The organism is Sphingomonas arantia (assembly GCF_042682045.1).
Lineage (GTDB): Bacteria > Pseudomonadota > Alphaproteobacteria > Sphingomonadales > Sphingomonadaceae > Sphingomonas_R > Sphingomonas_R arantia.
Window position 1 is genome coordinate 85,615 of record NZ_JBHUGS010000002.1, and the last position, 24,688, is coordinate 110,302.

At 67.1% G+C, this 24,688-nt stretch carries 16 protein-coding genes; 2 read left to right on the forward strand and 14 right to left on the reverse strand.

Features of this window, described 5'->3' with window-relative positions:
* Nucleotides 1-55 precede the first annotated feature (55 nt).
* Both ACFSGX_RS06160 and ACFSGX_RS06165 read right to left on the reverse strand, forming a co-directional pair.
* Nucleotides 56-2,695: a glycoside hydrolase family 3 protein gene (locus ACFSGX_RS06160; protein ID WP_380928367.1), complete on the reverse strand. Its 2,640-nt coding sequence runs from the start codon at nt 2,693-2,695 to the stop codon at nt 56-58.
* Between the two features lie 187 nt (nt 2,696-2,882).
* Complete coding sequence (locus ACFSGX_RS06165) at nt 2,883-3,359, reverse strand: hypothetical protein (RefSeq protein WP_380928369.1); 477 nt, start codon at nt 3,357-3,359, stop codon at nt 2,883-2,885.
* A gap of 68 nt (nt 3,360-3,427) precedes the next feature.
* Between ACFSGX_RS06165 and ACFSGX_RS06170 the strand changes: the two genes are divergently transcribed.
* Nucleotides 3,428-3,778, forward strand: coding sequence for an SDR family oxidoreductase (locus ACFSGX_RS06170; protein WP_380928370.1), 351 nt, complete (start codon nt 3,428-3,430; stop codon nt 3,776-3,778).
* 29 nt (nt 3,779-3,807) lie between these two features.
* On the opposite strand, the gene ACFSGX_RS06175 is transcribed toward ACFSGX_RS06170, so the two are convergent.
* The 5 genes from ACFSGX_RS06175 to ACFSGX_RS06195 form a co-directional block, all read right to left on the reverse strand.
* Nucleotides 3,808-5,451, reverse strand: coding sequence for an FAD-dependent oxidoreductase (locus ACFSGX_RS06175; protein ID WP_380928372.1), 1,644 nt, complete (start codon nt 5,449-5,451; stop codon nt 3,808-3,810).
* A 55-nt stretch (nt 5,452-5,506) separates the two neighbouring features.
* On the reverse strand, nt 5,507-8,479 hold the full coding sequence (locus tag ACFSGX_RS06180; protein ID WP_380928374.1) for a TonB-dependent receptor: 2,973 nt from the start codon (nt 8,477-8,479) through the stop codon (nt 5,507-5,509).
* Between the two features lie 78 nt (nt 8,480-8,557).
* Nucleotides 8,558-9,499: a FecR family protein gene (locus tag ACFSGX_RS06185; RefSeq protein WP_380928376.1), complete on the reverse strand. Its 942-nt coding sequence runs from the start codon at nt 9,497-9,499 to the stop codon at nt 8,558-8,560.
* Nucleotides 9,483-10,040 (reverse strand): RNA polymerase sigma factor, encoded by a 558-nt coding sequence (locus tag ACFSGX_RS06190; protein ID WP_380928377.1) that lies wholly within the window; start codon nt 10,038-10,040, stop codon nt 9,483-9,485. The genes ACFSGX_RS06185 and ACFSGX_RS06190 overlap by 17 nt, the downstream gene beginning before the upstream one ends.
* Before the next feature lie 164 nt (nt 10,041-10,204).
* Complete coding sequence (locus tag ACFSGX_RS06195) at nt 10,205-11,566, reverse strand: glycoside hydrolase 5 family protein (RefSeq protein WP_380928379.1); 1,362 nt, start codon at nt 11,564-11,566, stop codon at nt 10,205-10,207.
* A 178-nt stretch (nt 11,567-11,744) separates the two neighbouring features.
* Between ACFSGX_RS06195 and ACFSGX_RS06200 the strand changes: the two genes are divergently transcribed.
* A complete protein-coding gene (locus ACFSGX_RS06200; protein ID WP_380928380.1) occupies nt 11,745-14,066 on the forward strand; it encodes a GH92 family glycosyl hydrolase in 2,322 nt (773 codons plus the stop codon).
* A 122-nt stretch (nt 14,067-14,188) separates the two neighbouring features.
* Here the strand turns inward: ACFSGX_RS06200 and ACFSGX_RS06205 are convergent, their stop codons facing one another.
* From ACFSGX_RS06205 to ACFSGX_RS06235, 7 genes are all read right to left on the reverse strand, one after another.
* A complete protein-coding gene (locus tag ACFSGX_RS06205; RefSeq protein WP_380928382.1) occupies nt 14,189-15,673 on the reverse strand; it encodes a CehA/McbA family metallohydrolase in 1,485 nt (494 codons plus the stop codon).
* Nucleotides 15,673-16,773 (reverse strand): Ca2+-dependent phosphoinositide-specific phospholipase C, encoded by a 1,101-nt coding sequence (locus ACFSGX_RS06210; protein ID WP_380928384.1) that lies wholly within the window; start codon nt 16,771-16,773, stop codon nt 15,673-15,675. Before ACFSGX_RS06210 ends, ACFSGX_RS06205 begins: the two co-directional genes overlap by 1 nt.
* The gene (locus ACFSGX_RS06215) at nt 16,770-19,805 is read right to left on the reverse strand and encodes a TonB-dependent receptor (protein ID WP_380928386.1); all 3,036 of its coding nucleotides are present in this window, start codon (nt 19,803-19,805) and stop codon (nt 16,770-16,772) included. The genes ACFSGX_RS06210 and ACFSGX_RS06215 overlap by 4 nt, the downstream gene beginning before the upstream one ends.
* An 85-nt stretch (nt 19,806-19,890) precedes the next feature.
* A complete protein-coding gene (locus ACFSGX_RS06220; protein WP_380928388.1) occupies nt 19,891-20,475 on the reverse strand; it encodes an RNA polymerase sigma factor in 585 nt (194 codons plus the stop codon).
* Nucleotides 20,476-20,619: 144 nt separating this feature from the next.
* Nucleotides 20,620-20,997: a hypothetical protein gene (locus tag ACFSGX_RS06225; RefSeq protein WP_380928390.1), complete on the reverse strand. Its 378-nt coding sequence runs from the start codon at nt 20,995-20,997 to the stop codon at nt 20,620-20,622.
* Nucleotides 20,998-21,219: 222 nt separating this feature from the next.
* Complete coding sequence (locus tag ACFSGX_RS06230) at nt 21,220-23,268, reverse strand: MGH1-like glycoside hydrolase domain-containing protein (RefSeq protein ID WP_380928391.1); 2,049 nt, start codon at nt 23,266-23,268, stop codon at nt 21,220-21,222.
* Between the two features lie 25 nt (nt 23,269-23,293).
* Complete coding sequence (locus tag ACFSGX_RS06235; protein WP_380928392.1) at nt 23,294-24,676, reverse strand: glycoside hydrolase family 43 protein; 1,383 nt, start codon at nt 24,674-24,676, stop codon at nt 23,294-23,296.
* Nucleotides 24,677-24,688: the final 12 nt, after the last annotated feature.

Here is a 24,688-nt window from a genome sequence, read left to right on the forward strand (position 1 = left end):
GCTCGTTTGTCGGGTCGTGACCGAAGATCCCGACCCGACGCCCGACCACAAAGGGTTAACGCGGTAGGACCGCTTGCCCGTCCACCTTCAGTTCGGACGCCACGCCCGCAACAGCCGGAAGGCCCGCCCGGCCGCCGGGTTGCCCGCCGCCGACCCAGAGCTTGACCGTTCCGGGCGTCAGACGCCGGACGCCCTTGGCATCGACCAGGCTGAGCGCGCGCGCATCGAGCGTGAAGCTCACGCGCCGCGTCTCGCCCTTCTTCAGGTGGACGCGTTCGAACCGGGCAAGCGACCGGATCGGCGCGTTCTGCGCGCCCGGATGCGCGACGTAGAGCTGCACGACCTCGTCGCCGTCGCGTGCGCCGACATTGCTGACCGCGACCGAGACATCCAACTTGCCGTCCGCGCCGACCCGCGTCGTCGAGAGCGCCGGTGCGGCGTAGGCGAAGCGCGTGTAGCTCAGGCCGTGGCCGAACGGGTATAGCGTCTCACCGGCGAAGTAGCGGTAGGTCCGGCCCTTCATGCTGTAGTCGGTGAAGGCGGGCAACTGGTCGGCCGATTTGTAGAAGGTCACCGGCAGGCGGCCCGCGGGGCTGAAGTCGCCCGCCAGCAGCCCGGCCACCGCATGGCCACCCTCGCCGCCGGGATACCAGGCCTCGACGATCGCCGGCACGCTCTTGTCGGCGCGGTTCACGGCCAGCGCGCTGCCGTTCATCAGCACCAGGACGAGCGGCTTGCCGGTCGCGGTGAGGCGGTCGAGCAGCGCCTGCTGCGGTGCCGGCAAATCCAGGCTGGTGCGATCGCCGCCGGCGAAACCGGGGGCCTGCACCTTCATCTCCTCGCCCTCGATCCGTGCCGACAGGCCGCCGACGAATATCGTCAGGTCAGCGGCCTTTGCCGCCGTGATTGCCTCATCCGCGCCCGAGCCGGGGACGCTCCAGACGAGCTGTTGCGAACTGCGCGCGCCGCGCTGGACGCCTTCGACCCGGATCGGATAGCGGCGGCCCTTCTCCAGCGTGATCGTGCCGGTCAGGATCGACGGTGCGTCGCCCACGCCCCATTCGTCGACCACGAGTTTGTCACCGACGAACACGCGGTAGCCATTCTCGCTGGCGAAGCGGAAGCCGTAGGAACCGCTTGCCTGGGCGACGAGCGTACCCGTCCAGCGCGCCGACGTCTCGCGGTCGCCGCTCCAGTCGAGCCGCGCGTTGGGCACCGTCTCGCTGCGCATTGAGACGCCGGCGAGGTCCGCGCCGGCGAAATATTCGGCCTTCAGCCCCTTGGTCGCGCAGGCCGCATCGACGCACAGCGCGGCGTCCGGCACCGGGACTTCGGCCGGACCGATCAGTCCGGTGCCCTGGGCATAGACGATCTTCGCCTTCGGGTAGCGCGCGCGGATGCCGTCGAGGACGGTGACCGGCTTGGACGGCGTGCCGTAGTAATTGCCGACCAGCGCGTCGATGCTGTCGGCGTTGGGGCCGATCACCGCGATGGTCCGTGGATCGCCCTTGATCGGCAGCAGGCCGCCGTCGTTCTTCAGCAGCACCATCGATTCTTCGGCCATCTTGCGCGACATCGCGTGATGGGCGGGCGTGTCGTAATCCTTCGCGGTGATCTCGGCGAAGGGCAGCTTCGGATCGAACAGCCCGAGCCGGACCCGCGCGACGAACAGCCGCTCCAGCGCGCGATCGACCGTTGCCTGCGGCAGGAGCCCGGTCTTCACCGCGGTGACGATGCTGTCGGCGTCGGTCGTCATCTTGTTGCGATAATCGCCGCAGATCAGGTCCATGCCCGCTTTGATGCCGACCGCGACGCCTTCCGGTGCCGTCTTGGTATAGTGCAGCGCGTCGGGCCGGTAGATGTTCGCCGCGGCCCCGCAATCGGACACGACATAGCCGCCGAACCCCCAGCTCTTTCGGAGGATATCGTCCATCAGCATCGTGCTGGCGCAGCCGGGTACGCCGTTGACGGCGTTGTACACGCACATCACCGACTGCACCTTGCCCTCCGTCACCGTCGCGCGGAACGCGGGCAGGTAGGTATCCTCGAGGTCAAAGGGGCTGGGGTAGACGTCCTCGCGGTGGCGATTGCTTTCCGGGCCGCTGTGGACCGCGAAATGCTTGGATGTCGCGATCACCTTGAAGATGCGCGGGTCATTGCCCTGCAGCCCGGCGATGTAGGCGATGCCGAGCCGGCCGGAGAGATACGGGTCCTCGCCATAGGTTTCCTGGCCGCGGCCCCAGCGCGGATCGCGGAAGATGTTGATATTGGGCGACCAGACGGTCAGGCCACGGTAGAATTCGCTGCCGCCGTCGGGCAGCCGGCGCTCGAGGAACTTGGCGCGGAACTCGGTCGCGACCGTATCGCCGACCTTGGCGAGCAACGTCGTGTCCCAGGTCGCGGCCATGCCGATCGCCTGCGGGAAGACGGTCGCGATGCCGGCGCGTGCGACACCGTGGAGCCCTTCGTTCCACCAGTTATACTCTGGAACCCCGAGGCGCGGGATCGCGGGGGCCGTATGACCGAGCTGCGCCGCCTTTTCCTCCAGCGTCATGCGCGACACGATGTCTTGCGCGCGCACCTCGGGTGTCGCGGCAGCGTCGCCGAGCTTGCCCGGGACGGGTTGAGCGGCCGCCAGCAACGTCACCGTGCTCGACAGCAGCAGAGCCAGTACCAGTTTCAGGCTTTTGCCCATTTCGTCATCCTCCCGACGTTGTTTTTCTGGAGGCTAGCGCAAACCTGGTACCGCTACCAGCCGGAAGGTTGGCCGGTTTGGCTGTTCGGGGCTTTGGTCGTTCGAAACCGATCGTGACATCAATCGCCCGCGCGTGGCGTCTCGCGATACGCGGAGCGGGCCGCAGTCTGCCGACGCCTTCGAACCTTCACGCGGTGCGCGACAGCGCGCCGGCGATGACGACGAACAGCGCCAGTAGGAGCAGCCATCGGAGGGTGGCGCGATGTCTTGGAACGGCGCTCGGTGGAGCTTCGTCCACAAGCCGCCAGCGGGAACCCGGTTGAACATAGATTGCCTCGAGAACCGGGACATCCCGCGCGGCCACGGTGGCGGGCCCGGTTTTCAGTGTGACGACCTTGCGCCCGAAAAGGCCGGGGCGCACCGCGAGGACCCATCCGCGCGCCGCGATCGACCAACCCCAGGCGTCGCTCGGCATGGGGAGGTAGCTGGAGCGGCTGACCGTCGCCACGACGTCGGCCAGACTGGCGTCGGCCGGAACGAGAAAACCTTCTTCGTGCGGCGAGTGAACGTCGTCCGCCATGCAGACGCTGTCCCGTGTCAGGGTCACCCTGATCCGCGCCTCGCCGTCGACGCTCGTGCCTGTCGCTGCTGCCTTCGGGGTCATGTCGGTGCTCCTGGTGCCCGGACTATCGTGCCGCTCTCTATCCATCAATTGATCGTTCCCTCAGGAGCGTGAGGAGGTGCCCGATAGGGCGTGTCGGAAGGGGGCATCGCCTCTGGTCGCTTCGATCGATCACCTCCGACCTCGGCCCGGCGTCCGCTTGTGCAGGGACAGGTTGGCTTTCCCAACTCTCCGTCGTTTTCGGGGCCGCGGCGTTCCTGCCGATGCTGCGTGACAGTGACGCCGCGGCGTTCGTCGTGGTGAACTTGTTGCTCGCCCGGCAGCCGGAGCCGCATATGGTCTGCACGTCGGCGGCGCGGGCGAGCGTGCAGAGCCTGGTCAAGTCGCTCAGCGTCGAACTGGCGCCGTCGATCCGCGTTAACGCGATCCTGCTCGGCACCGCCAACTTCATAGCGGCCTGATCCGCCGGGGAACGTTCGACGGGCCGGTCTTACGGATGGAGTATCTGTCCGACCGTGCGGAGCTCCTGTTCCAGGCGCGGGTAGCTCACGTCCTGAACGGCGACGTTCGTGTCGATCGCGATGGCTGCCGCGATCCCGGCAGATTCGCCGAGAATGGTGAAAACCGGTTCCATGCGGACCGAGCCGTAGGCGATGTGCGATGCGGAGATCGCCGCCGGAACCAGCAGGTTGGTGGCCTGCGACCGTTTCGGCACGAGCGCGTCATAGCTGATTTCGTAGGTGCGGCCCGGGCTGACCTCGATATTGCCTTCGTTCCGGGCAAAGCCGCGCGCGTCGACGTAGCGCCGCACATTGTGCGAATCCATGTTGTAGGAGCCGAGCCCGATCGAGCGGGGCGTGGCCGACAGGCCGCGCAGGTGGTGTTCGGTCATGACGAAGTCCGACACCATCCGGCGCCCTTCGCGCATGTAGATTTCGCGCGGCCAGTTCGCGTTGTCCTTGAACTCGTCGGCGCACAGGCCCCACGGCGCCATGGCGCGGCGCATGTCCGCGGGGACGCGCGGGTCGTTCTGCATGTACCAGAGCAGGCCCTGCTGGTAGGTCCGGTGCTCGTCCAATATCCGCGCGCGGACCGCATAGGATCCGGTCGGATAGGCGTAGTTCCGACCGATATCGTCGAATGAGAAGGCGTCGAAATTGTTCGTGTCGGTCTTCCCGTTCGGGATGGGATCATATTTCCGGAACGTCTCGCGCCAGCCCGCGTCGAAATAGCGGCCGAGCAGTTCATATTGTTTCGGATCGTAGTTGGCCGGCTTTCGGAACGGCACGCGGATTTCCGGGCGCTTCGTCATGCAGAGGCGATAGGTGTAGGCCTGCACCCGCTGATCCGCCGCCCCTTCGACGCCGGCCGGACCGGGCTCGATCCGCGGCAGCAGGCCGCTGGCGGGGCGGCCGGGGACGACATAGGGATCGACGTCGCGGGTGAACTGGTGGTTCACGCTGTTGCGCGGCTGATTGCCGTTCAGCGTCTCGCCGTACTGCGCATTGGCTTCGCGGCCGGTCGCGTAGGACACGCCGGCCATGCCCATCAGGTCGCCTTCGTAGCTCGCGTCGATGAACATCGTGCCGGCGACACGGCGGCCGTCCTCGGCGACCATCTCAATCAGCCGGCCACCGCGCGACGCGACGCCCCGGCGATCGAGCCGCAGCCGGAAATCGAACAGCGGCTTGATCCCGTAGCGCGCCAGCCAGCGCGTGTAGATCGCCTCCGCCACATGCGGTTCGAAGACCCACTGCGTATCGCGGTCGTCGTTCTTCGCGCCGGGATGGGGTTGCGATGCGGCCGTGTCGGTGATGCCGCGGTCCCGGTAATAGGTTTTCACGTCGCGGTAGAATTGCCGCGCGAGACCACCCACCGCGGCATGATCGCCCGCGTCGGCAAAGCCGAGCCCGTTCGTCGACATGCCGCCGATCCAGCCATCGCGGCAGGCCAGCGTCACGCTGTGGTTGCGCCGCCGGACCCCGATCGCGGCGGCGATGCCGGCGGGCGTGCAGCCGTAGATCGCCACTTCGGTACGGACAGGCGCGGTGGGACGCGCGACCGCGGCGCTGCCGGACAGGGCGATCCCGGTCCAGAGCAGGGCGGCGCGGGTCAGGCTGGCTTTCGGGGACATGGTCTTCGCTCCGGAAATGATGCGATCGCGCGGCACGGCGGTTCGCGGCCGATCGTCAGAATGTCGCCGCGACGCCGAAGAAGACACGCCGGTCCTCGCGCCCCGAACTCGACAGGCGCAGCGGCGTCTGCAGATAGGCGCGTTCGACCGATCGGGTGAGGTTGATCCCCTCGACCGTCAGCCGGACGTTCGGGGTCAGGTTCACCTGCGCCGACATGTCGAGTTGTCCGCGGGCGGCGGCGTAGGAGCTGCCGCCCGCCGCGGCGCTGCCCTGGCCGGTCAGCGACGAACTGCGCCAGATATAGGCGACGCGCAGCATGAACGTCTTGTCCTCGTAGAAGCCGATCAGGTTGTAGCTGTTCTTCGACAGCCCGGGCAGCGGGAGCGCGGCCTGCGTCGCTTCGTCGATCAGCGGCGTCTTGCTATCGACGAAGGTGTAGTTCGCCTGGACGCCGAGATTGTCGAACGGGGCGGGCAGGAAGCGCAGCGATTGCTGGTAGGCGAGTTCGAACCCCTTGATTGTGCCCGACGATCCGTTGGTCGGCTGCGTGATCTGGAACTGGCCGTAGGGCTGGCCGGTGCTGGGATCGATCTGCTCGGACAGGCCGACGATCGTCTCGCTCTGCGTCACGTTGATCGTGAAGGAGTTGACCTTTTTGTAGAATGCGGCGGCGGTCAGCGCGCTGGACGGCGCGAAATACCATTCGAGCGTCGCGTCATACTGCGTCGCCTCGAACGGGCGTAGCGTGGGGTTGCCGCGCGATCCGGTCCGCGACACGAGCAGCGGAATGAAGCTGACGCCGACATCGTTCAGGCCGGGCCGGGCGACCACCATTGCGGCGGCAAGCCGGAACGTCAGGTTACGGCGCAGATCGAGCGAGGCGTTGGCGCTCGGCAGCCAATAGTCGAACCGCGCTTTGGCCTGCGTCGGCTGCGTATCGGACAGATAGCCGGACGAGACCCGTTCGAGCGTGACGTAGCGGACGCCGGCGTTGCCGGTCAGCGCTAGGCCCGCGATCTCGCCCGTGAAATTGCCCTTGGCGTAGAAGGCGAGCGTGTCCTGCTCGACATCCTTGATCGAAACGCGGCCGAGCGGAATGTTGTCGGCGCGGGGCAGCGGCAGGCCGAGCGTGTCGCGGGCAACCGTCTTGTCGACCGTGCCACCCAGGATATCGCGCGGAAAGTCGCCGTCGACGCCGGGGTAGAAGCTGCCCTGATCGTTGCCGTAGGTGAGGCCCGGCAGCTCATCGACGGTGATGATGCCGTCGCCGTTCAGATCACCGCGGCCGAGGAGGCTGGCGGCGGTCGGAAGGCTTTGCGGCGATTCCGAGTAGAACTGGATCTTCTCGTACCGGCTGCCGACCTGGATCGATTGCAGCGGCCCGAAATCGGTGAGGATGGTGAAGTCCACCCGCCCGTCATACCCGCTGTTATCGGTGATGTTGTCGCCGTCGAAGACCGAGGCCAGCTGGTACTGCGACGGATCGTTCAGGTCGAAATTGGACGTCAGGTCGAGATCGGGCACCGGATTGCCCTTCGTGAAGTCGATCGTCGCGTTGGCGGTGCGACCGGCGCGGGGCACGACGACATAGGCGAACGACGCGCCCGGTCCGCCGTCCGTGCCGCGTCCCTTGCTGTAGGATGCGTCGGCGCTGACCTTCACGATGTCGCCGTCATATTTGGTCGAGAAGCCGAGGTTCGTGGATCGGAATTCGGTGGGTTCGTCATAGACCAGCGGGCGGACGGTGACGTTGTTGAACGTACCGCTGACCACGGTGCCGTTCTCGTCCGCGACGGCGCCCATGTCGTTGTCGTTGAGCAGGATCTGGTAATTGGCGCTCGACCGTTCGCGCTTCAGCCGGGTGTAGGTGCCGTCGAGGATGATCTCCCACTGATCGGCGGGGCGGTACTGGATCGAACTGTTCAGCGTCAACCGCTGCTCCTGCCGATCGAAGATCCGCGCCATGAAGCGGTTCGGACGGAACAGGCCGGGGTCGTTCACGCCGTCGCCATTGCCGTCGATATTGTTCGTCCGGGTCCAGCCGCCGGTGTCGAACGAATAGCCACGGGTGTGGGTGTTGGAGTAGGCGGCACTGGCCAGGACGCCCAGCGTATCGCTGAAATTCTTCGAGACCAGCGCGGACCCGCGATAGCCGAGATGCTTGGCCTGGTCGGTATAGGCCCCCTGGACGCGACCGCTGACGACGAGGTCGGCCAGATCGAGCGGGCGCTTGGTCTTGAGGTTCACGGTGGCGCCGAGTGCCCCCTCCGGCATGTCGGCGGTCGGCGACTTGGCGACGACGATGCTGGCGATGATTTCCGGGCTGACCGATTCCAGCGAGGCGTTGCCGCCGGCCCCGGGGCCGAGGAACGTGCGGCCGTTGATCTCCAACCGGTTCTGCGAGATGCCGCGCACGGTGAAGTTCGATCCGTCGCCTTCGCGGCGGGTGATCTGGACACCGGTGATGCGGCTCATCGATTCCGCGACATTCTGGTCGGGCAGCTTGCCGATGTCCTGCGCGGTGATGACGTCGACGATGTTGCCGGCCGCGCGTTTCACGTTGATCGATTGCTGCAACGAGGCGCGGATGCCGGTGACGACGATGTCCTGCGCATCGTCGGGTGCGGCCTCCGCGGGCGCGGCGGGTGGTGGCGCGGCCGGCTGTTCCGCGGGCGCGGCGACGGGCTGGTCCGCCGCCGGGGTGTAGGCGGCGTGGGAGATGGCGGGCTGGCGTTTCAGCGTGATCGCGCCGCCGGTCCGGACGGGAACGAGGTCTGTCCCGGCGAGCAGCATACGGAGCGCGGCGGTGACGTCCATCGACCCCTGCACCCGGTTGGTCCTGACGCCGGCGGCGACGGGGGTGGAGACCAGGATCTGGATCCCGGCCTGATGCGCGAAGACGAGGACACCGGTGCTGGCCGATTGCGCGGGCACATCGAAGCGGCGGGTCTGCGCCTCTGCCGTACCGCCGATGCCGCAGATTGCCGCGACACTCGTGCCCAGCAGCCATGAACGTGCCACGCGCATTCCCCATCCCCTTTTATGTTCGGACGCACCTGTTGCCGGCGCTCTCCCTTCTCCAGAGCGCGGTGCCACCGGTTTCCGTCAGTCCGCGGTCGCCTTTTTTCGTGCGATCCGGATTTCGTCGGGCGTCGTCGTCACCGCGACGTCGAGCGAGGTGGCGAGCGTCGCGGCGAAATCGTCCGGCCGGTCGATCCGGAACAGGCCGACCAGCCGTTCCGCCGCCAGATCCGGATCGGTGACGACCAGACGTTGACGATTATACCGGTTGAACTGCGCCACCGCGCTGCCAAGCGTGTCGTTCTCCAGCGATATCTCGCCGCTGCGCCACGCCAGCGCGCGGGTGATCTGTGCAGGGGCGGTGCCGGTTTCGGGGTTCGGTGCGCCGGGCCGGAAATTCGCGAATTGCCCCGCCTCCAGCATCGTCATGGCGCCGCTCGCCTCGCTCGCCCATACCGCGACGACGCCTTCGGTTACGGTGACCTGCACGCCGTGCGCGGTGCGATCGACCGAGAAGGCCGTACCGATCGCGCGGACCTGCGCGAGGCCCGCGTCCACGACGAAAGGACGCTGGCGATCCTTGGCGACCTGGAACCAGGCCTGCCCGCGGTTGAGCGCGATGCGCCTCGTGTCGCGCACGAACTCGACGCGCAGGTCGCTGTCGGTGTTGATCGTCGCGACCGATCCATCGGCCAGCGGAAGCCGGCGGATCTCGCCCCGCGCAGTCGCGACCCGTTCGCCGACCAGGCTGGACCAGCCGATCACGCCGCTGATCGCCGCAGCGATGGCGCCGCCTACGCCGATCAACAGCCGGCGGCGGGTGGGGGGAGCCGGTGCGGGCAGCGCTTCGGCATGCGCGGCCGGTGCGACAGCGCGGTCGACCATGCTGAGCCCCGCCATCGCACGGAGCAGCGCGCCGGGGTGCCGGGGGTCCCGATCGAGCCAGTCCTCGAGTTCCGCTTGGCGGTCCGCGTCGAGCGGATGACGCAGCGCCCAGACGGCCGCTTCCTCAGCGCGATCGGGCATGCGAACCTCCCGCCGCCGCCAGCGAGATGTCGTCATCGGCCGGTGGACCGGTCAGGCTTTTCAGGATCGCGCGCAGGCTGCGGCTCGCCTCATTCTCCACGATGCTCTCCGAAACGCCCAGCCGGCTGGCGATGTCCTTCTGGCTCAGCCCGTCCACGCGGCGCATCATGAAGATGCGCCGTGCCCGTTCGGGCAGCGTCGCGAGCGCGGATTGAACGCGCGCAAGCTCCTGCCGTGCCATCGCGGCGCGTTCGGGAGAGGGGAGATCGCCTTCCAACGTGGCCTCCAATTCGTCCGACAAGGGTTCGATCCTGACGACGCGCGTCCGCTGACGCTGTTGGCGGAGGATGTTCCGGGCCATGGTGAACAGGTAGGCGCGCGGCGTGAGGATGTGGGACACGTCGGAAAGCTGCGCGAGCCGGCAGTAGCATTCCTGCACGACGTCCTCCATGTCCGCCGCCGCAACGACGCGCCGCGCCAGCCAAACGCGGAGTTCGCGTTCGTGCGGCAGGATCTCACGTCCCACCCACTCGGCCAGCACTTCGCGTTTCGTCGCCCGTCTCCCCTCCGATGTGTATGAGCGGTCTGGCGGCGTCTTCCGTCAGGCGGCCGACAGAAAATTCCGTCTTCGGCTATCGTCCGGATGGGGCGGCACGTTCAAGACGCCGCTGCGAACGCCAGGCGTTAGGTATCGGTTCGGTGACGTCAAGCCTGGACGATTGCGGTGGCGTGGGCGCGGATCACCGTCTGTGTTGCGATGTCGCTGTCGAAGACGCCGTACCAGCCCTGTGGTTCGTGGGGCGGGTCGCCCATGTAGGCGAGGTCGCCGCGGCGGAAGCGGTGGTCGGCATGGGCGGCGCGGGCTTCGCCGTTCCAGGCCCAGAAATTGGACCCGGACAGCGGCCCGCCGGCGGCCATGTCGGCCTCGATCGCGGCATAGACCTGGCGGTAGAAGCGGTCCTTGTATGTGGTCGCGATCGACGGGTCATAGGCGTCCTGGCCGTCGCGCGGGTAACCGAACTCCTCGATCACCAGCGGCTTGCCGAGCATGCGCGCGAGGTGGACGTGCGCGGCGATATAGTCCGCGACCCGGGCGGCACCGGCGGCGTAGGTGGCGGCCAGGTTGCCGGCGTCCATCCAGCTCCAGTTGTTCGGCCAGATGTGCGCGGTGAGATAGTCGATCGAGGCCGGGCGGTGCGCGGCCAGCACGATCTCCTCGCGCTCGATCGCCCCTTTCAGCCCTTCCGACCCGGTGGAGACGAGATGATGCGGGTCGAGTGCCTTGATGTAGCGCGCGGTCTCGTCGATCCAGCGGTAGAAAGGCGGCAGGTTGGCGAGCGCCACCTTCTGCGATCCGCCGGGGCGCGGTTCGTTGGCGAGTTGCCACGCCATGATCGTCGGGTCGTCCACATAGCGGACGCCGGTGACGCTGTTGGTGCGGGACACGACCGCGCGGATATAGTCGCGATAGAGCGCCTGCGCCGGCCGGCTGGAATAGAAGGCCGCGTTCCAGTCAGGAAACTCCGGCCACGGATGCGCCGGATCGTTCATGTTGAGGAAGCGCCCGCCATCGACCCAGGACAGATAGGTCATCATGCCGCCCGACCATTCCCAAAAATTGGTGAGGTAGAGGACGGCGGTCATGTCCCGCTTCGCCAGTTCGGACAGCGTCCAGTCGAGACCCGTGAGCAGCGCCTCGTCATAGCGCCCGCTCGCGTCGCGAAATCCTGGCGTGATCGAGTTCTTCAGCGGCGAGAGTTCGGCCGAACCGAGAATGCGCAGGTTGCGGATGCCGAGCGCCTGCAACCGATCGAGTTCGCGCTTCAGTCGGGCGCGGTCGCCATAGGTGGTGTCTGCGCCCAGCCATGCACCGTACCAGATGTTGGCACCGGCGTAGCGATAGGGCCGCCCGTTGCGGCGGAAACCGAGCCCGTCGACCGTGACGAAGCCGGTGGCAGAAGCCGGGCCGACCGGGCGTCGCGCGAGCGGTGGCCGGATGACGCAGCCCACCGTCGCAGTCAGGACGGCGACCCCCGCCAGAAGCGCCGCACGTCGGGTCATCATCATGCTGCGCCCCTCCCTGAACTAGGCACCCGGTTCATGCCCGGATCGCCAGTCGAGGGCCTGGGTATTTCGCTGCGTCCGGATCGTAAAGCCTGATGTTACGGCGATCTCGAACATCCGAAGGGGAGCGGCGGGGTAGGGAGGTTTACAAGCGGGCAGCGGTCGGTGCTTAAGTTGCGCCATGCGCGCTTTCCTGGTCATGGCCCTGCTGGCTCCCGATGTCGTCGTCGCGCAGGCGATGCCGGCGCCGATCGAAGTGGTCGATCCGATGATCGGGACGGGGGGCGAGGGGCACACCTTTCCGGGTGCGACCGCGCCGTTCGGCATGGTGCAGCTGTCCCCTGATACGGACACGGGATGCGAGTTGCGCGCATGCTACGGCCACGCGGCGGGTTATCGGTACGAGGACCCGACGATCCAGGGGTTCAGCCACACGCATTTCTCGGGGGCGGGGCATTCCGATCTGGGCGACATATTGGTCATGCCGCAGTCCGGTGACGAGGTGGCGCTCGACCCGGGCGATCCGAAGCGGCCGGGATCGGGGTACCGGTCACGTTTCGACCATGCGCAAGAGGTGGCGCGTCCGGGCTATTATGCCGTGACGCTGAAAGACAGCGGGGTGCGGGCCGAACTGACCGCGGGGACGCGGGTCGGCGTGCATCGCTATACCTTTCCGGCGGGCAAGGCGGCGCATCTGCTGATCGATCTGCGCTCGTCGCTCTATAACTATCCCGGCAAGACATTGTGGTCCGGGCTACATCTGCGCGCGGACGGCACGCTGACCGGGTTTCGCGAGACGCGTGGCTGGGCACCGGGGCGGAAGCTGTATTTCGCGATGCGCTTCTCCGCGCCGCTGACGGGTCACGCGCTCATCGATCGCGATACTGCGGTTCCGTACAAGGGGTTCCAGGGGCCGGGCCGGGGCAGCGATGCGGTGGCAGAAAAGCTCGGCCGGGCGATCGAGGCGCGGCTGGACTTCGGTGTGCTCGACGGGCCGCTCGAGGTGCGGGTCGCGCTGTCCGGTGTCGACGAGGCTGGCGCGATCGCCAATCTGGGCGCGGAGCCGGGCGGGTTCGATGCGATCCGGGCGGCGACGACCGCCGCGTGGACAAAGGCGCTGGGGACAGTGGAGATCGACGCGCCGGCCGCGATGCGCAAGACGGTGTATACGGCGCTGTACCATGCCCTGCTCGCGCCGAGCGTCTGGAGCGATGCGGATGGTCGCTATCGTGGGCCGGACGATCAGGTGCATGCCGCGCGCGGCTTCACCTTCCGATCCACCTTTTCGCTGTGGGACACGTTCCGGGCGGAGCATCCGTTGCTGACCCTGGTCCAGCCGGAGCAGACCACCACCGACGTCGTGCGGTCGCTGATCGAAAGTCGGCGGTACAGCCCCGACGGTATCCTGCCGGTCTGGCAGTTTGCAGGGCGCGAGACCTGGACGATGATCGGCTACCATGCCGCCCCGGTGATCGCCGACGCGTATCTAAAGGGATTCCGCGATTTCGACGCGGACGCCGCGCTGGACGCGATGGTGGCGAGCGCGAGCTATGCGCCGTACGGCGGGCTCGGCGAATATATGCGGCGCGGCTATGTGCCGATCGACAAGGAGCCGGAGGCCGCGTCCAAGACGGTCGAATATGCCTATGACGACTGGAGCATCGCGCGGATGGCGCGGGCGATGGGGCGGACCGAGATTGCCGACCGGTTCGACAAGCGGGCCGGCAACTGGCGCAACAGTTTCGACGTGAAGAGCGGCTGGTTGCGTGCGCGGCTGTCGACAGGAGCGTTCCGGACGCCGTTCGATCCGACGGCGATCAACTATGGGTCCGACTATACCGAGGGCAATGCCTGGCAATATAGCTGGTTCGTGCCGCAGGATCAGGCGGGTTTGATCCGGGTACTGGGCGGCGATGCCAAGGCGATCGCAAAGCTCGACGCGATGTTCGATTTCGACATGTCGACGGTCGACTACAGCCATGCCGAGGATATCGCCGGGCTGGTCGGCCAGTATATCCACGGCAACGAGCCGAGCCACCATGTCGCCTATCTCTACGATTATGCGGGCGCACCGTGGCGGACGCAGGAGCGGCTGGGCCAGATCGTGGCGTCGCAGTACAAGCCGACGCCGGACGGGCTGGCGGGTAATGACGACCTGGGGCAGATGTCCGCCTGGCTGGTGTTCACGGCGCTCGGCTTCTACCCGGTGGCGCCCGGATCGAACCAGTATGTCATCGGGCGCCCGTTCGTGGACCGGGCGGCGTTGACGCTGCCCAACGGCAAGCGGTTCGTGGTGACCGCGGAAGGGCTGTCCGATGCGAACCGTTATGTGACGGCGGTGACGCTGAACGGTGTGGCGCTCGACCGAAGTTACCTGACGGACGCGGAGATACGGGCCGGCGGCGCGTTGCGCTTCACCATGGGTGCGGTGCCGAACAAAAGCTGGGCGACCAGGCGTGCGGCGCGGCCGTTCTCGATCTCGACCGCCGCGAAGGTCGAGTGATCTGGCGACGACGACGCGTCATCCGATGCTTGCGGCCCTAGCCGTGATGGTGAAGTCCGCAGGGGCCGCCCCGGACGGGCTTCACCGATCGCCGGCCGTGAACGGCTGACTGCGCTGCCCGGTCACCGGGCGACATAGATCGGGTTGCCGATCAGGATGCGTCGGCCGGTGGGGGTTTGGACGTCGGCGCGGAGCCAATGGATCGGGTCCCCCGCCTCGATGGTGAAGGGGATGCGGGCGTCGGGGCCGACGACCCGACCGGGATCGCCCAGCGGTCGGTGTTTGCCGTCGGCGATCAGGTCGACGACGTTGCCCGCGGCGCCAGCGACGTGGATCGTACCGCGGATTGCCTGACCGGCTGCGCGGCGGAGCGTGCCGCCCATGACTGCGGTTGCGTGCGGGCCGGTGGCGGCGGTGATGTCGAGCACGCGGCCGGGGTGTGCGCCCTCCAGATCGATGAAGACGCGGCCCGAGCGGACGCCCGCCAGGATGCCGGCCTGCGACAGGTCTACCGCGTAGACCACGGTCGCGGGTGTGCCGACGGGGGACTGCGCGCCGACAGGGGAGGTGCCGGCGTGACCATCGATCGCGTCGTGATTGTCGCTGCCGCCGATGCCGGTGAGGTGATAGCCGCGATCGAGCAAAGCCTCCCACCATGCGGTGCCGGAGCCGGCACCGTTGTCGAACGCGCCGCCATGATCGGCCGCGATGCCGCCATTGGCGACCTCGATCGCGCCGACCTTTGCGAAGTCCGTGTCTGGGGCGGACCAGCCGCAGCCGAGGCAGGTCTCGCCGGTAGGGATCTCGGGATGGTTGATCGAGACGATCGCCCCTGTGCCGCGCGCGCCGTCGAACATCGCGTTGATGTTCGCGGCACCCGGACCGCCGAGCCGATAGTCCACGAAATCGGTGATGCCGAGCAGATTGAAATGGCCGTCCTGTGTGGTCATCTCGCGCCCCGGAATGACGAGCAGGTCGTCGAAATAGGGTGCGATGTCGGCAAGTTCGGCGACGTGCGAGCGGACATTGTGGTCGGTGACAGTCACGAAATCGAGATGGTGATCGTGTGCGGCCTTCAGCGTGAAATAGACCGGGCAGGGCACCGCATCGTGGCTCGGTTCGCTGCGGCAGAGCGCGTCGCTGTGGCCGGTATGGGTGTGGAAATCGCCGCGGTACCAGCCGGGGCCGGTTTTCAGCGCCGCGGTCGTGATCGCCTGCGCCGCCGGGCCGCGATCGAAATGGACGGTCATCGTGTAGCGCGCGACGGTGCCGGGCCGGATCGCGGCGACCGCGACGCTCAGCCGCCAGCGGCCGGGCGGGAGCGGGCCGGGGAGGTGGGATGCGGTGGCGAAGGTGTTGGCGATGACGATGTGCGGCTTGATCGCGCCGCCCCAGCCGCGTTCGCGCTGCGGATCGTAGACGCCGAGCACGAGGTAGGTGCCGGCGGCATGGTCCGCGCCCGCGACGTCGATCGTTATTTTGGTGACCCCAGGGGGCACGTCGAACGGCAGTTCGCGGTAGGTGCCGCGGTCGGTGTCGTGGAGGACGCCGCTGAGCTTCACGTCGGGCGTGGCGAAAAGTGCCGCGGCCACGAGGGGTGCGAGCATCAGGGCTTTCCCGCGCGGGCGCACTTCGCCGCGACCGGGTCGCAGCGGTATAAGACCCCACCGGGCAGGCTGGTGCGATAGGCGTAGCCGTGCGGGTTGGGGACGCCGTCATAATAGTCGCTGCTGACATATTGCGCGCCGGACGCGATCGCGCTCCGCAAGCGGGTGGGATCGTTGGCGCGCGCTTCCTTCGTGTCGGCGTCGGCGCGGGTGCGGACGAGGAAGCCGGCGCGGACGAGCCGGGCGATGCGGGTTTCCTCGCCGCGTGGATCCTGGATGTTGAAGACCGCGACTTCGGGCGATTGTTCGTCGAAATAGCCGAACATCGCGCGGCCTTTGAGTGAGGGGTGGCCGGCGCGGTAGAGCGCGTAGTGCCGGTCGGCGGCGTCGAGCACGAACAGGAACCGCCCGCGTGCCGCGGCGAGTGTCGGCCAGGCGTGGGCGCGGACGGATTGGGCCAGTGTCGCGTGACCGCCGCGGACGGTGTCGGGCAGGATCAGCCGGTCCGCGCTCATGACGGTGCGGATGTCGGTGTCGAGCGCGTCGAGATCGGCCGCTTCGAACTTGGCATCGTGCAGCCAGGACCCGGCGATTGGCGGAAAGTCGCTGGCGTTGACCAGCACGGTGACGGGCAGGTGGCCCGGGAAACGGTCCGACCAGCGGCGCAGGACCGTCAGGCAGTCGCGGAAGGTGAGGCAGTGGGTTTCGGTGTCGAGTTGCGGAAAGTGCAGGACCTTGGCGCCGGGGGCCATCATCTTCGCGCGGGTTTTGGGGGCGGCCAGTTGGTAGGGGGTGGCGTACAGGCCGCCTTGCGGATCGGGCGCGACGTCGATCTCGATCTGGCGGATGCCGATCGCGAACTGCGCCTCCAGCGGCGGGTGGCCATAGTCCAGCTCGTCCCAATATTGCGGCGCGATCGTGCGGATGCGCGCTTCCTCGTCGGCGGAGGGGTAGCGTTTGTAGCTGTTGTGCGAGCCGAGCAGCTGGACCTGATCGAGGCGCAGCGTGGCGGGCAGGCCTTCGACCTGCCCGGCGTGGGCCAGCGCGGGGGCCAGCAACAGCAGGACCGCCGTCACCAGCTGGACAGCACGGCGCCTCACCACTGGAACGAGGTCGTCAGTTTGAAGAAGCGGCCGGTTTCGACATAGGAGCCGTTGCCGCCGCCGTCCTGCACGCCGAGGTAGCGCGTGGTCTTGCCCATCGTCTTGTAGAAGCTTTCCTTGTTCAGGATGTTCTGGACCTGACCGGACAGCGACCATTTGCCGATGTGGTAGGTGGCGTTGAAGTTCAGTTGCCGGTTGGGCTGGAGATAGGTGTCGAGCTGGTCGTTCAGGCTGAGCAGCTGGCGGCCGACATATTGCCACGCCAGCCGCCCGGAGAAGGCGGGGCGTTCGTAGAACAGCTCGGCATTGTAGATGACGTGCGGCGCGCGGGGCAGGACGGTCGATCCGCGACCGACGATGCCGCTGTCGGCCTTGCTGTCCTGGAGCGTCGCGGACCCCTCCACACCGAACCCGCCGAAGAAGTGCCCGAGTTCGTGGAATTGTTTCCGGGCGTGCGCCTCGATCCCGTACAGGTCGGCGCCGTTGCCGTTCATCGGCATGGTGTAGACGACGTCGCCGACCGTGCTGGTGCCGCTGGTCGAACTCGGCGTGCTGCCGGTCGCGCTGGCGGTGAAGACGAAGTTGGTCAGCCGCTTGTAGAAGCCGGCGGTTTCCAGCACCGCACTGCGATCGGGATACCATTCGATGCCGGCATCGAGGTTGGTGGCGGTGGTCGGCTTCAGATCGGGGTTGGAGCGGTTGACGAAGGCGAGCGCGCCGGTGACGTCGTTGTAGCTGTAGGTTTCGGGACCCGCGACCAGCGAGAAGGCGGGCCGCGCGAAGCTGCGTCGCGCAGCGGCGCGGATGACGAGCCGGTCGCTCGGGCGCCAGGCGAGGTTCAGGCTGGGCAGCAGTTCGTTGTAGCTGTTGCCGTCCGACGTGAAGTGGCCCGTGTCGTCCGGCGACGCGCCACCGGAGTCGGTGACCACCACCCAGTGCGACGCGGTGAAATCGGTATGTTCGAAGCGGAGGCCGGCGACGACCTGCACCGGGCCGAGCAAGGCATCGGCCTGCGCATAGCCGGCGAGCACGGTTTCGGTGCCGAACACGGTGTTCCGTGAGCGATCGTTGGCGGTGTAGTAGCCAGGGTTGGGCGTGCCGTCCGGCGTGAACTGGTCGGTATAAGCGTCGGGCAGGATGCTCTGCTCGAAATATCCCCGGTCGTAGATCCGGAAGGCGGGATAGTTGCCGCCCATGAAGGCGACGTTGCGGCCGGGCAGGGCGGAACCGGTCGGGCCTTGCCCCGCATCGAAATCGGGGCGGCTGCCGTCCGCGGCGGGGATGACGAAATTGTCGCCGTTGTTGCCAAGCAGCCCGCGATCATATTGCGAGCGATCCGAGATGCTGAGGTTGCCGCCCCATTTCAGATGCTTGATCAGCCCGTCCGGCGCGTAGTCCATGTCGAGCTTCAGCTCGTAGAGATTGTCGTCGGATTCGACGTCGCGCGCCTGGAATTTCCAGGCCCGGACCGAATCCGCGCTGAGGACCGCGTCGCGGACCGCCGGGTCGGCGAAGGTCAGGCCGATATGCTTGGGGTCGGACGTGTCGATCAGCACGCTGCCGCGCGGATTGCCGGCGCTGTCGGTAAACAGGCTGGCGTCGCTGTAGAGGCTGCCCTCGACATAGTTGGGACGGCGTTGCTGGCCGTAGCCGTAGGAAGCGCGGAGCGCGGCGGTCAGCGTGTCGGTGACCTTGATATCGGTGCCGGCCTGGATCGTGCCGAGTTGCGAGACCTGGTCGCGGGCCTGGAAATAGCTGCCGGCCAGCGTGCCGAGCGGGGCGTAGTTGCCGTTCGCGTCGTAGGTCGGTGCCTCGCCAAGCAGCTGGAGGATGCCGCCGGTGATGCTGTGCTGCACGTCGATCGACGACACCTTGTAGTGGCCGTAGGTGCCGCGGAGGAAGGCGGAGACGACGTCGCCCTGCACATCGAGCGAGAAGTTGCCGCCGTAGCGCGCGATGTTGGAATCGTAGAGATCGTATTTGATCCCCATCGGGGTGAGGTCGGCGGGGCCGGCGGTGGCCGTCGCCGGGATGTAGGTGACGGCCTCGGTGCTTTCCGCCGCGGAACGGCGCTGTTCGTAATAGGCCGTGGCGTAGAGGCCGATGTCGTCGTTCGCGCCGAACGTGCGGCCGAATTCGATCTGGCCGACGCCGCCGAACGGCTTGAAGCCGAGCTTGTCGGCGCGGTCGTTGTAGTTCGAGCCGGCGGTCAGTTTCAGATAATGGTCGCCATATTGGAAGCCAGTCGGGGTCGAAATGTCGACCGTGCCGCCGATCGCATCGCCATAGTCGGCAGCACCAGGCGTCTTCGACACGCTGGCCGAACGCAGGCCGTAGGGCGCGATCATCTTGAGCGAGAGGGCGCGGGTGGCCGGGTCCGATTCCGCGACGCGCATGCCGTTGATCGAATAGGCGTTGTAGCTTGAATCGATGCCGCGGATCGACACGAACTCGGCCTCGCCGGTCGCCGCTTGGCCCAGACCCATGTCGGCATAGGCGCTGACCCCCGGCAGGACCGCCAGGATGTCGACGATGTTGCCGCCGGGGCGGCGCGCGATCGTTTCGCCCGACATGACGGCGTTGGTGCCGACCTGCTGACGTTTCCAGGCGAGCGCGCGTTCCTCCTCCAGCGGGACTGTTCCGGTGACGACGATGTCGCTGCCGGGGTCGGCGGCGGGCGCGGGCGGATATGGTGTGGTGGCGCGGCTGTCCGTGGTCGTTTGGCCCAGGCCGACCGTATGGCCGTCGTCGCTGCGAACCTGCAGCGGGCTGCCCGCGATCAGCAGTCGGAGGGCGGCCTGTCGCGACAGGACGCCGTGGATGGCGGGCGACCGCGCCTCGCCGATCGCGGGGTGTGGGAAGAGGATCCGCACGCCCGCCTCGCGGCCATAATCGGCGAGCGCATCGGCTAGCGGCTGGCCGGGGATATCGAAACGGCGCGTTTCGGCCGGGCGGACCGTCGCGGCGTGGGCGGCAGAGGTGATCAGGAGCGTCGCGAACAGCGACGTCCCGGCAATCTTCGGGGGCATGGCGCGAACCTCTGCTGGCCGACGGGAGCGTCGTCACCCGCAAAGACGATCAGCGCGGACCCCGCCGCCAAGTCCTACAAAAGTTTCATCTTGGGCTGTCCGAGGCGGGCGGATGAGGAGGCAGTTCTGCCGTGCCGCACGTCGTCGTTTCCGTCCTGCGCGGCTCGGTGGCGTGGGCGAGGAGATGCAGCGCGCGAGCAAGCCGTTTTTCGAGCGTCGAGAGGCTGATGCCGAGTTCGTCCGCGATCTGGCGCGGCGGTTGCCCATCGACCCGGCAGCGTTCGAACGCCGTGCGGCATTTGTCCGGCAAGGTGCCAACCGCGCGAGCAAGATCGTCGAGTTGCTGGCGGTCCTCCGCGATGCGGTGCTGGTCCGGACGGTCGTCAGGCGTATCGAAATTGCCGAGATCCACGAAATGCCGGAAATCGACGATCTTGGCCCGCCGCAGCCGATCGATCGCAAGGTTGCGCATCATCCGCAGCATGTACGTCCGCGGGCTGGCGATTGCGGTCCATGCGTCCGTCGACAACATGCGTTCCAGCACATCCTGCACCAGATCGCGGGCGTCGTCGGACCCGCAACAGAGCCGCTGCGCCGCATTGAGCAGGTCGCGTTCGCACGGCAGGACGTTGTCGATGAACCAGCGGTCGATCGGGCGGACGACGGGCACGCATTCTCACGCTGTGGCCAACGGGAGCGCCTTGGCTATGACGGTCCTGTGTCACGCGGGCGACAATTTGGCGCCCGGAGGGCGGAGGCGGCATGAAATCGGAGCAATCTGGCGCAGCGGATGGGCGGCGTCGGTTGCGTAGGCTTAGGTGCGTTGCGGGCGCCGGGCGTCTCCGATCGAACGCGGTGCGAATGGGACGAGGAACAGCGCCAGGACGAGCACCAGCACGGTCGCGATCAGCCAGTCGCCGCCGAGCCAATCCGCCAAATGCTTGATGGCGAAGGCCAGTGCCGCCGCGAACGGAAGAACTTTGGCCAGGGATGCATGGGTCGTTGCGGCGCGCGTCGCGGATCGGGATGGACGGCGCGCGGTCGGCGTCGCTTCGGATGTGTCGCGATCCGGTGCCGGCTCGACCCGTGCCGGCGCATGATCGGCGGGCACGGCCTCGATCGGTCGACGCGCGGTCGGTCGTGCCTGTGGCGCGGAGACGGTGTCGGTTTCTGCAAAAGCGATATAGGCCATGAGTGTCCGCCCGATCGATCCTGTTGGCCGCGACTGAACGTCACCGGAAGCGGCGCCGAGCGCCGCCACCGGATGAAGAGCTGGGAGAGTATGAGGACGACTCGTCCTGCAAGCCTACCGCCGCAAGTTCTGTACCGCTCGGTATTCCGGCACTGCGAGTCCGTCAACCGGTTTTTGTACCGGCAGGTAGATTAATCGCGGATGACGGTCCGGGCCGTCGAACTAGAAGAGCTTCATCTCGACCAGTCGGACGGACCGGCCCGCGGGCTGGACGATGACTAGGCGCAGCTTCTGCGCCGCGGTCGGGGACCAGCGAACATTGGTGATGCCGTTGGCGACCGGGGCGTCGGCTTGGGCGGGCAGGTCCTCCCACGTCTCGCCGCGGAGGACCTGTAGGCGATAGGCGGGGGGCGCGGCGAACTGCTTGCCGTCCGAGAAGAATGCCAGTTCGGCGCGGGCCAGCGTCGCAGACTGGCCGAGGTCGATCCCGAACCACTGCTCGCCCGCCGTGGTAGCAGGCGACCAGCCGTTGACCAGTTCCGGGAAGAACCAGGTCCGGCCATCGACCGCGTCGTGCAGCGCTTCGGCATCCGCGCCGCTCGATGCGGTCAGTTTCGGGAAGCCCGTGCGCTCGATCTGCATCGCCCGGTTGATGTCGCGCGCGATCGGGGCGTTCTGGGTCCGTTGGAGCGGGATCGTCAGGCGGGTCAGCTTGGCGCTGCGCCCGGCTTCGCGGCCGTCCACGTCGACGCGGAGGCCCGCGCCCTGTCCGTAGTGGCGGCCGTCGGCGTCGTAGGTCACCGACACGAGGTGACCGTGATAGGGAATCCGTTCGGCGCGGAACCAGCGGATCGGCGCGCCGGTGCCAGGCGCGGTCAGCAGCGGATTGATCTCCAGCACGTCGTCCGCGCGGGGGCGGATGCCGACGACGCCGGTCATGATCAGGTCGTTGAACCCCGAATGGAAATAATGGTGGCTGCGGGCCAGCCCGACGATCGGCTTGCCGGTGGCGGGGTCATAATCCTCCTCCAGATCGAGGCGGTCGCCCTGAAAATGCATCTGTGCATATTGGCGGAGCAGGCGGAGGAAGTCGGCGCGGGTGACGACCGACTGATTATAGTGGTCGAGCAGGTTGGCCATGCCGCCCAGCACCTGCGTCGTCTGGAACGGCCAGATGGGGCCGTTCCACTGGCATTCGCGACTGGTGCCTTCGTAGCGATATTGGCGCATATAATGTTCGTAGCTGGGCTCCACCGTGCGCAGTCCCGCGGGACCGGCCAGTTCGTCGGGTTTTAGGATGTGCGTCCAGGCGGCGCTGTAGCGCGCGTCGTCGTCCGGCAGGTCGAACGTCCACGGCACATAGCCGACCAGCTCGCGCCCGCGGATCGGGTTCCAGTATTTTACGTGCGCGTTGGTGACCTGATAGCGGTCGGTGAAGTGCTGGAACTGCGGGTTCCAGAGGCTTTCCTGCACCCGCTGCTTGATGGCGGCGGCGCGGCCGGCATAGTCGGCGGACGCCTTTGCATCGCCGGACAGCGCGGTCATGGCGGACAGCGCGCGGGCGTTGGCGAACATGTAGGCATTGACCGAAGGGCGGAACGCCTCGCCGCCGCGGAACCCGTCCTTGCCGCCCGAGGCGTCGATCGACGAGATGGTATATTCGGTCGCGTCGAGCAGCGGTTCGACCCAGTAGAGGTTCTTCGACCAGTCGAAATGATCGAACCACGCATCGTACAATGTCCGCATGGCGGGGACATGGGCGAGGACCGCGGTCTGGTCTCCGTCGACCAGGTACCGGCTCCAGACGGAGTCAGCCATATAATCGGTAAAGTGGCGGTTGTTGCCGCCCTGATCGTACATATAGTCGATATAGTCCGCCGCGAACCGCCGGTCGTTCAGCCAGCGCAGTTCGTTCAGGTGGAAACCGGTCGCGTCGTTCAGGCTGGCATAGGGCTCACGCTGCCAGCTGACATCGTCCGCGAATTCGGTGGTGATGTAGCCGAGCTTGCCGAGATCGCGCTGATGCGCCCGGACGATCTGCCAGCGATAATAATAGACCTGGTCTAGCATCGGGTCCGACGACTGGAAGAACGGGATGCGGTCCCGGTACCAGGCGGCGTCGTTGCCGAAGCGCTGCTGCGCGATCGCGTCGAGATCGAGATGGGATTCGGCCTTGGGCGCGGCCTGCACCGCGGGCATGGCGGTGACGAGCAGGGCGGCGAGCATGGCGCGGACGAACGATCCGGCGCGTGCGGTCTTGCGGAAAGTCATGCCCACCTCTCGTTGCGTCGCCATCTCAGCGGGTGAACCGCCAGGAGTCGACGTCCATCAGGCTATCGTCGCCCTTGCCGCGGAACACCATGTAAAGATTGTGCAGCCCGGTCGCGCCGGAGACGATGGCTGTCCGCTCCTGCCACCGTGCGGCGGCAGCGGGCGTGCCGGCCCGTACCGTGCCCAGCAGGGGGCCGTCGACGGCGTCGGCGTGCAGTTCGATGGTGGCGTCGGGTTTGGCGTTGGCGACGGTCGCGGTGAAGGTGCGGGCACCCGTCTTGCCGAAATCGACCCCGGCGATCTTGATGTAGCTGCGGTCGGTGGCGCGCGTCACATAGACGCCGGTGCGGTCGTCCTGCGCGGTCGTCACGCCCATCGCCCAGTCATAGGGCCGGTCGCGGTCGCGCTTGACCCGCGAGGTCCAGGCGATCGTCTCCGCCTCGACCCGCTTGTAGGGATCGAGCGTGCCGATCTGCGGCGCGCTGACCTTGTCCCACCAATGGAGGTTGGGGATGGTCCCGTTGGCGTTGTAGTCGAACTTGGCGACCGAGACCGAGCGGCGTTCGTGATGGATCGGCGTCAGCGCGAAATTATGTTCGTAGCTGAACCCGAAGACGTAGGAGCCGCCCTTATAGTCGATGATGCCGGGATGGTTGCCGGTCGCGCGCGTGTCGTGATCCATGATGGGACCTTTATAGGTCCAGGGCCCGGTCGGCTTGGTGCTCATCGCGTAGCCGATCCCTTCGGAACAGCAGGTCGAGGCGAACGCCATGTAATAGCGCCCGTTGCGCTTGTAGAACCACGGGCCTTCCTGATAATCGGTGATGCGCGGTTCGACCTTCGTGATCGGGCCGGCGTAGGATATCATGTCCTTGTTCAGCTTGACGTACCACAGGTCGGGATTGCCCCAGTAGAGATAGGCCTGGCCGTCGTCGTCGATCCACACGGTCGGGTCGATATTGTCGGCGGCGGGCGCGATCAGCGGTTTGCCGAGCGCGTCCTTGAATGGCCCGGCCGGCGTGTCGGCGACCGCCACCGCGATGACGTTCTTGGGTTTCCCCGCGATGCTGATCGGCGCGTAGAGGTAGAATTTGCCGCCGCGTGCGATGACCTGCGGCGCCCAGGCGTCGTTCGTCTGCACCGCCCAGGGAAAGGTCTTGAGCGACGCCACGACACCGCGATCCGTCCAGTTCGCCATGTCGGTCGAACTGTAGAGCCGCCAGTCGAGCATCTTGAACCCGTCGGCATCGTCCTCGTCATGGCTGGTGTAGAGATAGACGACGCCGTCATGGACCAGCGGCGCGGGATCGGCGGTGAAACGGGTCTGGATGATCGGATTGTCGGCGTGGGCCACGGCAAGCGGCGACGCGATGGCGAGCAGGGCCGCCGCGCATGATAGTCGGTTCATTGTCATCCTCTC

Bases quoted from the DNA above. Each gene is read 5' to 3' on its own strand.
- ACFSGX_RS06160 (WP_380928367.1), bottom strand. From the start codon at position 2,695: ATGGGCAAAAGCCTGAAACTGGTACTGGCTCTGCTGCTGTCGAGCACG.
- ACFSGX_RS06165 (WP_380928369.1), bottom strand. From the start codon at position 3,359: ATGACCCCGAAGGCAGCAGCGACAGGCACGAGCGTCGACGGCGAGGCG.
- ACFSGX_RS06175 (WP_380928372.1), bottom strand. From the start codon at position 5,451: ATGTCCCCGAAAGCCAGCCTGACCCGCGCCGCCCTGCTCTGGACCGGG.
- ACFSGX_RS06180 (WP_380928374.1), bottom strand. From the start codon at position 8,479: ATGCGCGTGGCACGTTCATGGCTGCTGGGCACGAGTGTCGCGGCAATC.
- ACFSGX_RS06185 (WP_380928376.1), bottom strand. From the start codon at position 9,499: ATGCCCGATCGCGCTGAGGAAGCGGCCGTCTGGGCGCTGCGTCATCCG.
- ACFSGX_RS06195 (WP_380928379.1), bottom strand. From the start codon at position 11,566: ATGATGATGACCCGACGTGCGGCGCTTCTGGCGGGGGTCGCCGTCCTG.
- ACFSGX_RS06200 (WP_380928380.1), top strand. From the start codon at position 11,745: ATGCGCGCTTTCCTGGTCATGGCCCTGCTGGCTCCCGATGTCGTCGTC.
- ACFSGX_RS06205 (WP_380928382.1), bottom strand. From the start codon at position 15,673: ATGCTCGCACCCCTCGTGGCCGCGGCACTTTTCGCCACGCCCGACGTG.
- ACFSGX_RS06215 (WP_380928386.1), bottom strand. From the start codon at position 19,805: ATGCCCCCGAAGATTGCCGGGACGTCGCTGTTCGCGACGCTCCTGATC.
- ACFSGX_RS06225 (WP_380928390.1), bottom strand. From the start codon at position 20,997: ATGGCCTATATCGCTTTTGCAGAAACCGACACCGTCTCCGCGCCACAG.
- ACFSGX_RS06230 (WP_380928391.1), bottom strand. From the start codon at position 23,268: ATGACTTTCCGCAAGACCGCACGCGCCGGATCGTTCGTCCGCGCCATG.
- ACFSGX_RS06235 (WP_380928392.1), bottom strand. From the start codon at position 24,676: ATGAACCGACTATCATGCGCGGCGGCCCTGCTCGCCATCGCGTCGCCG.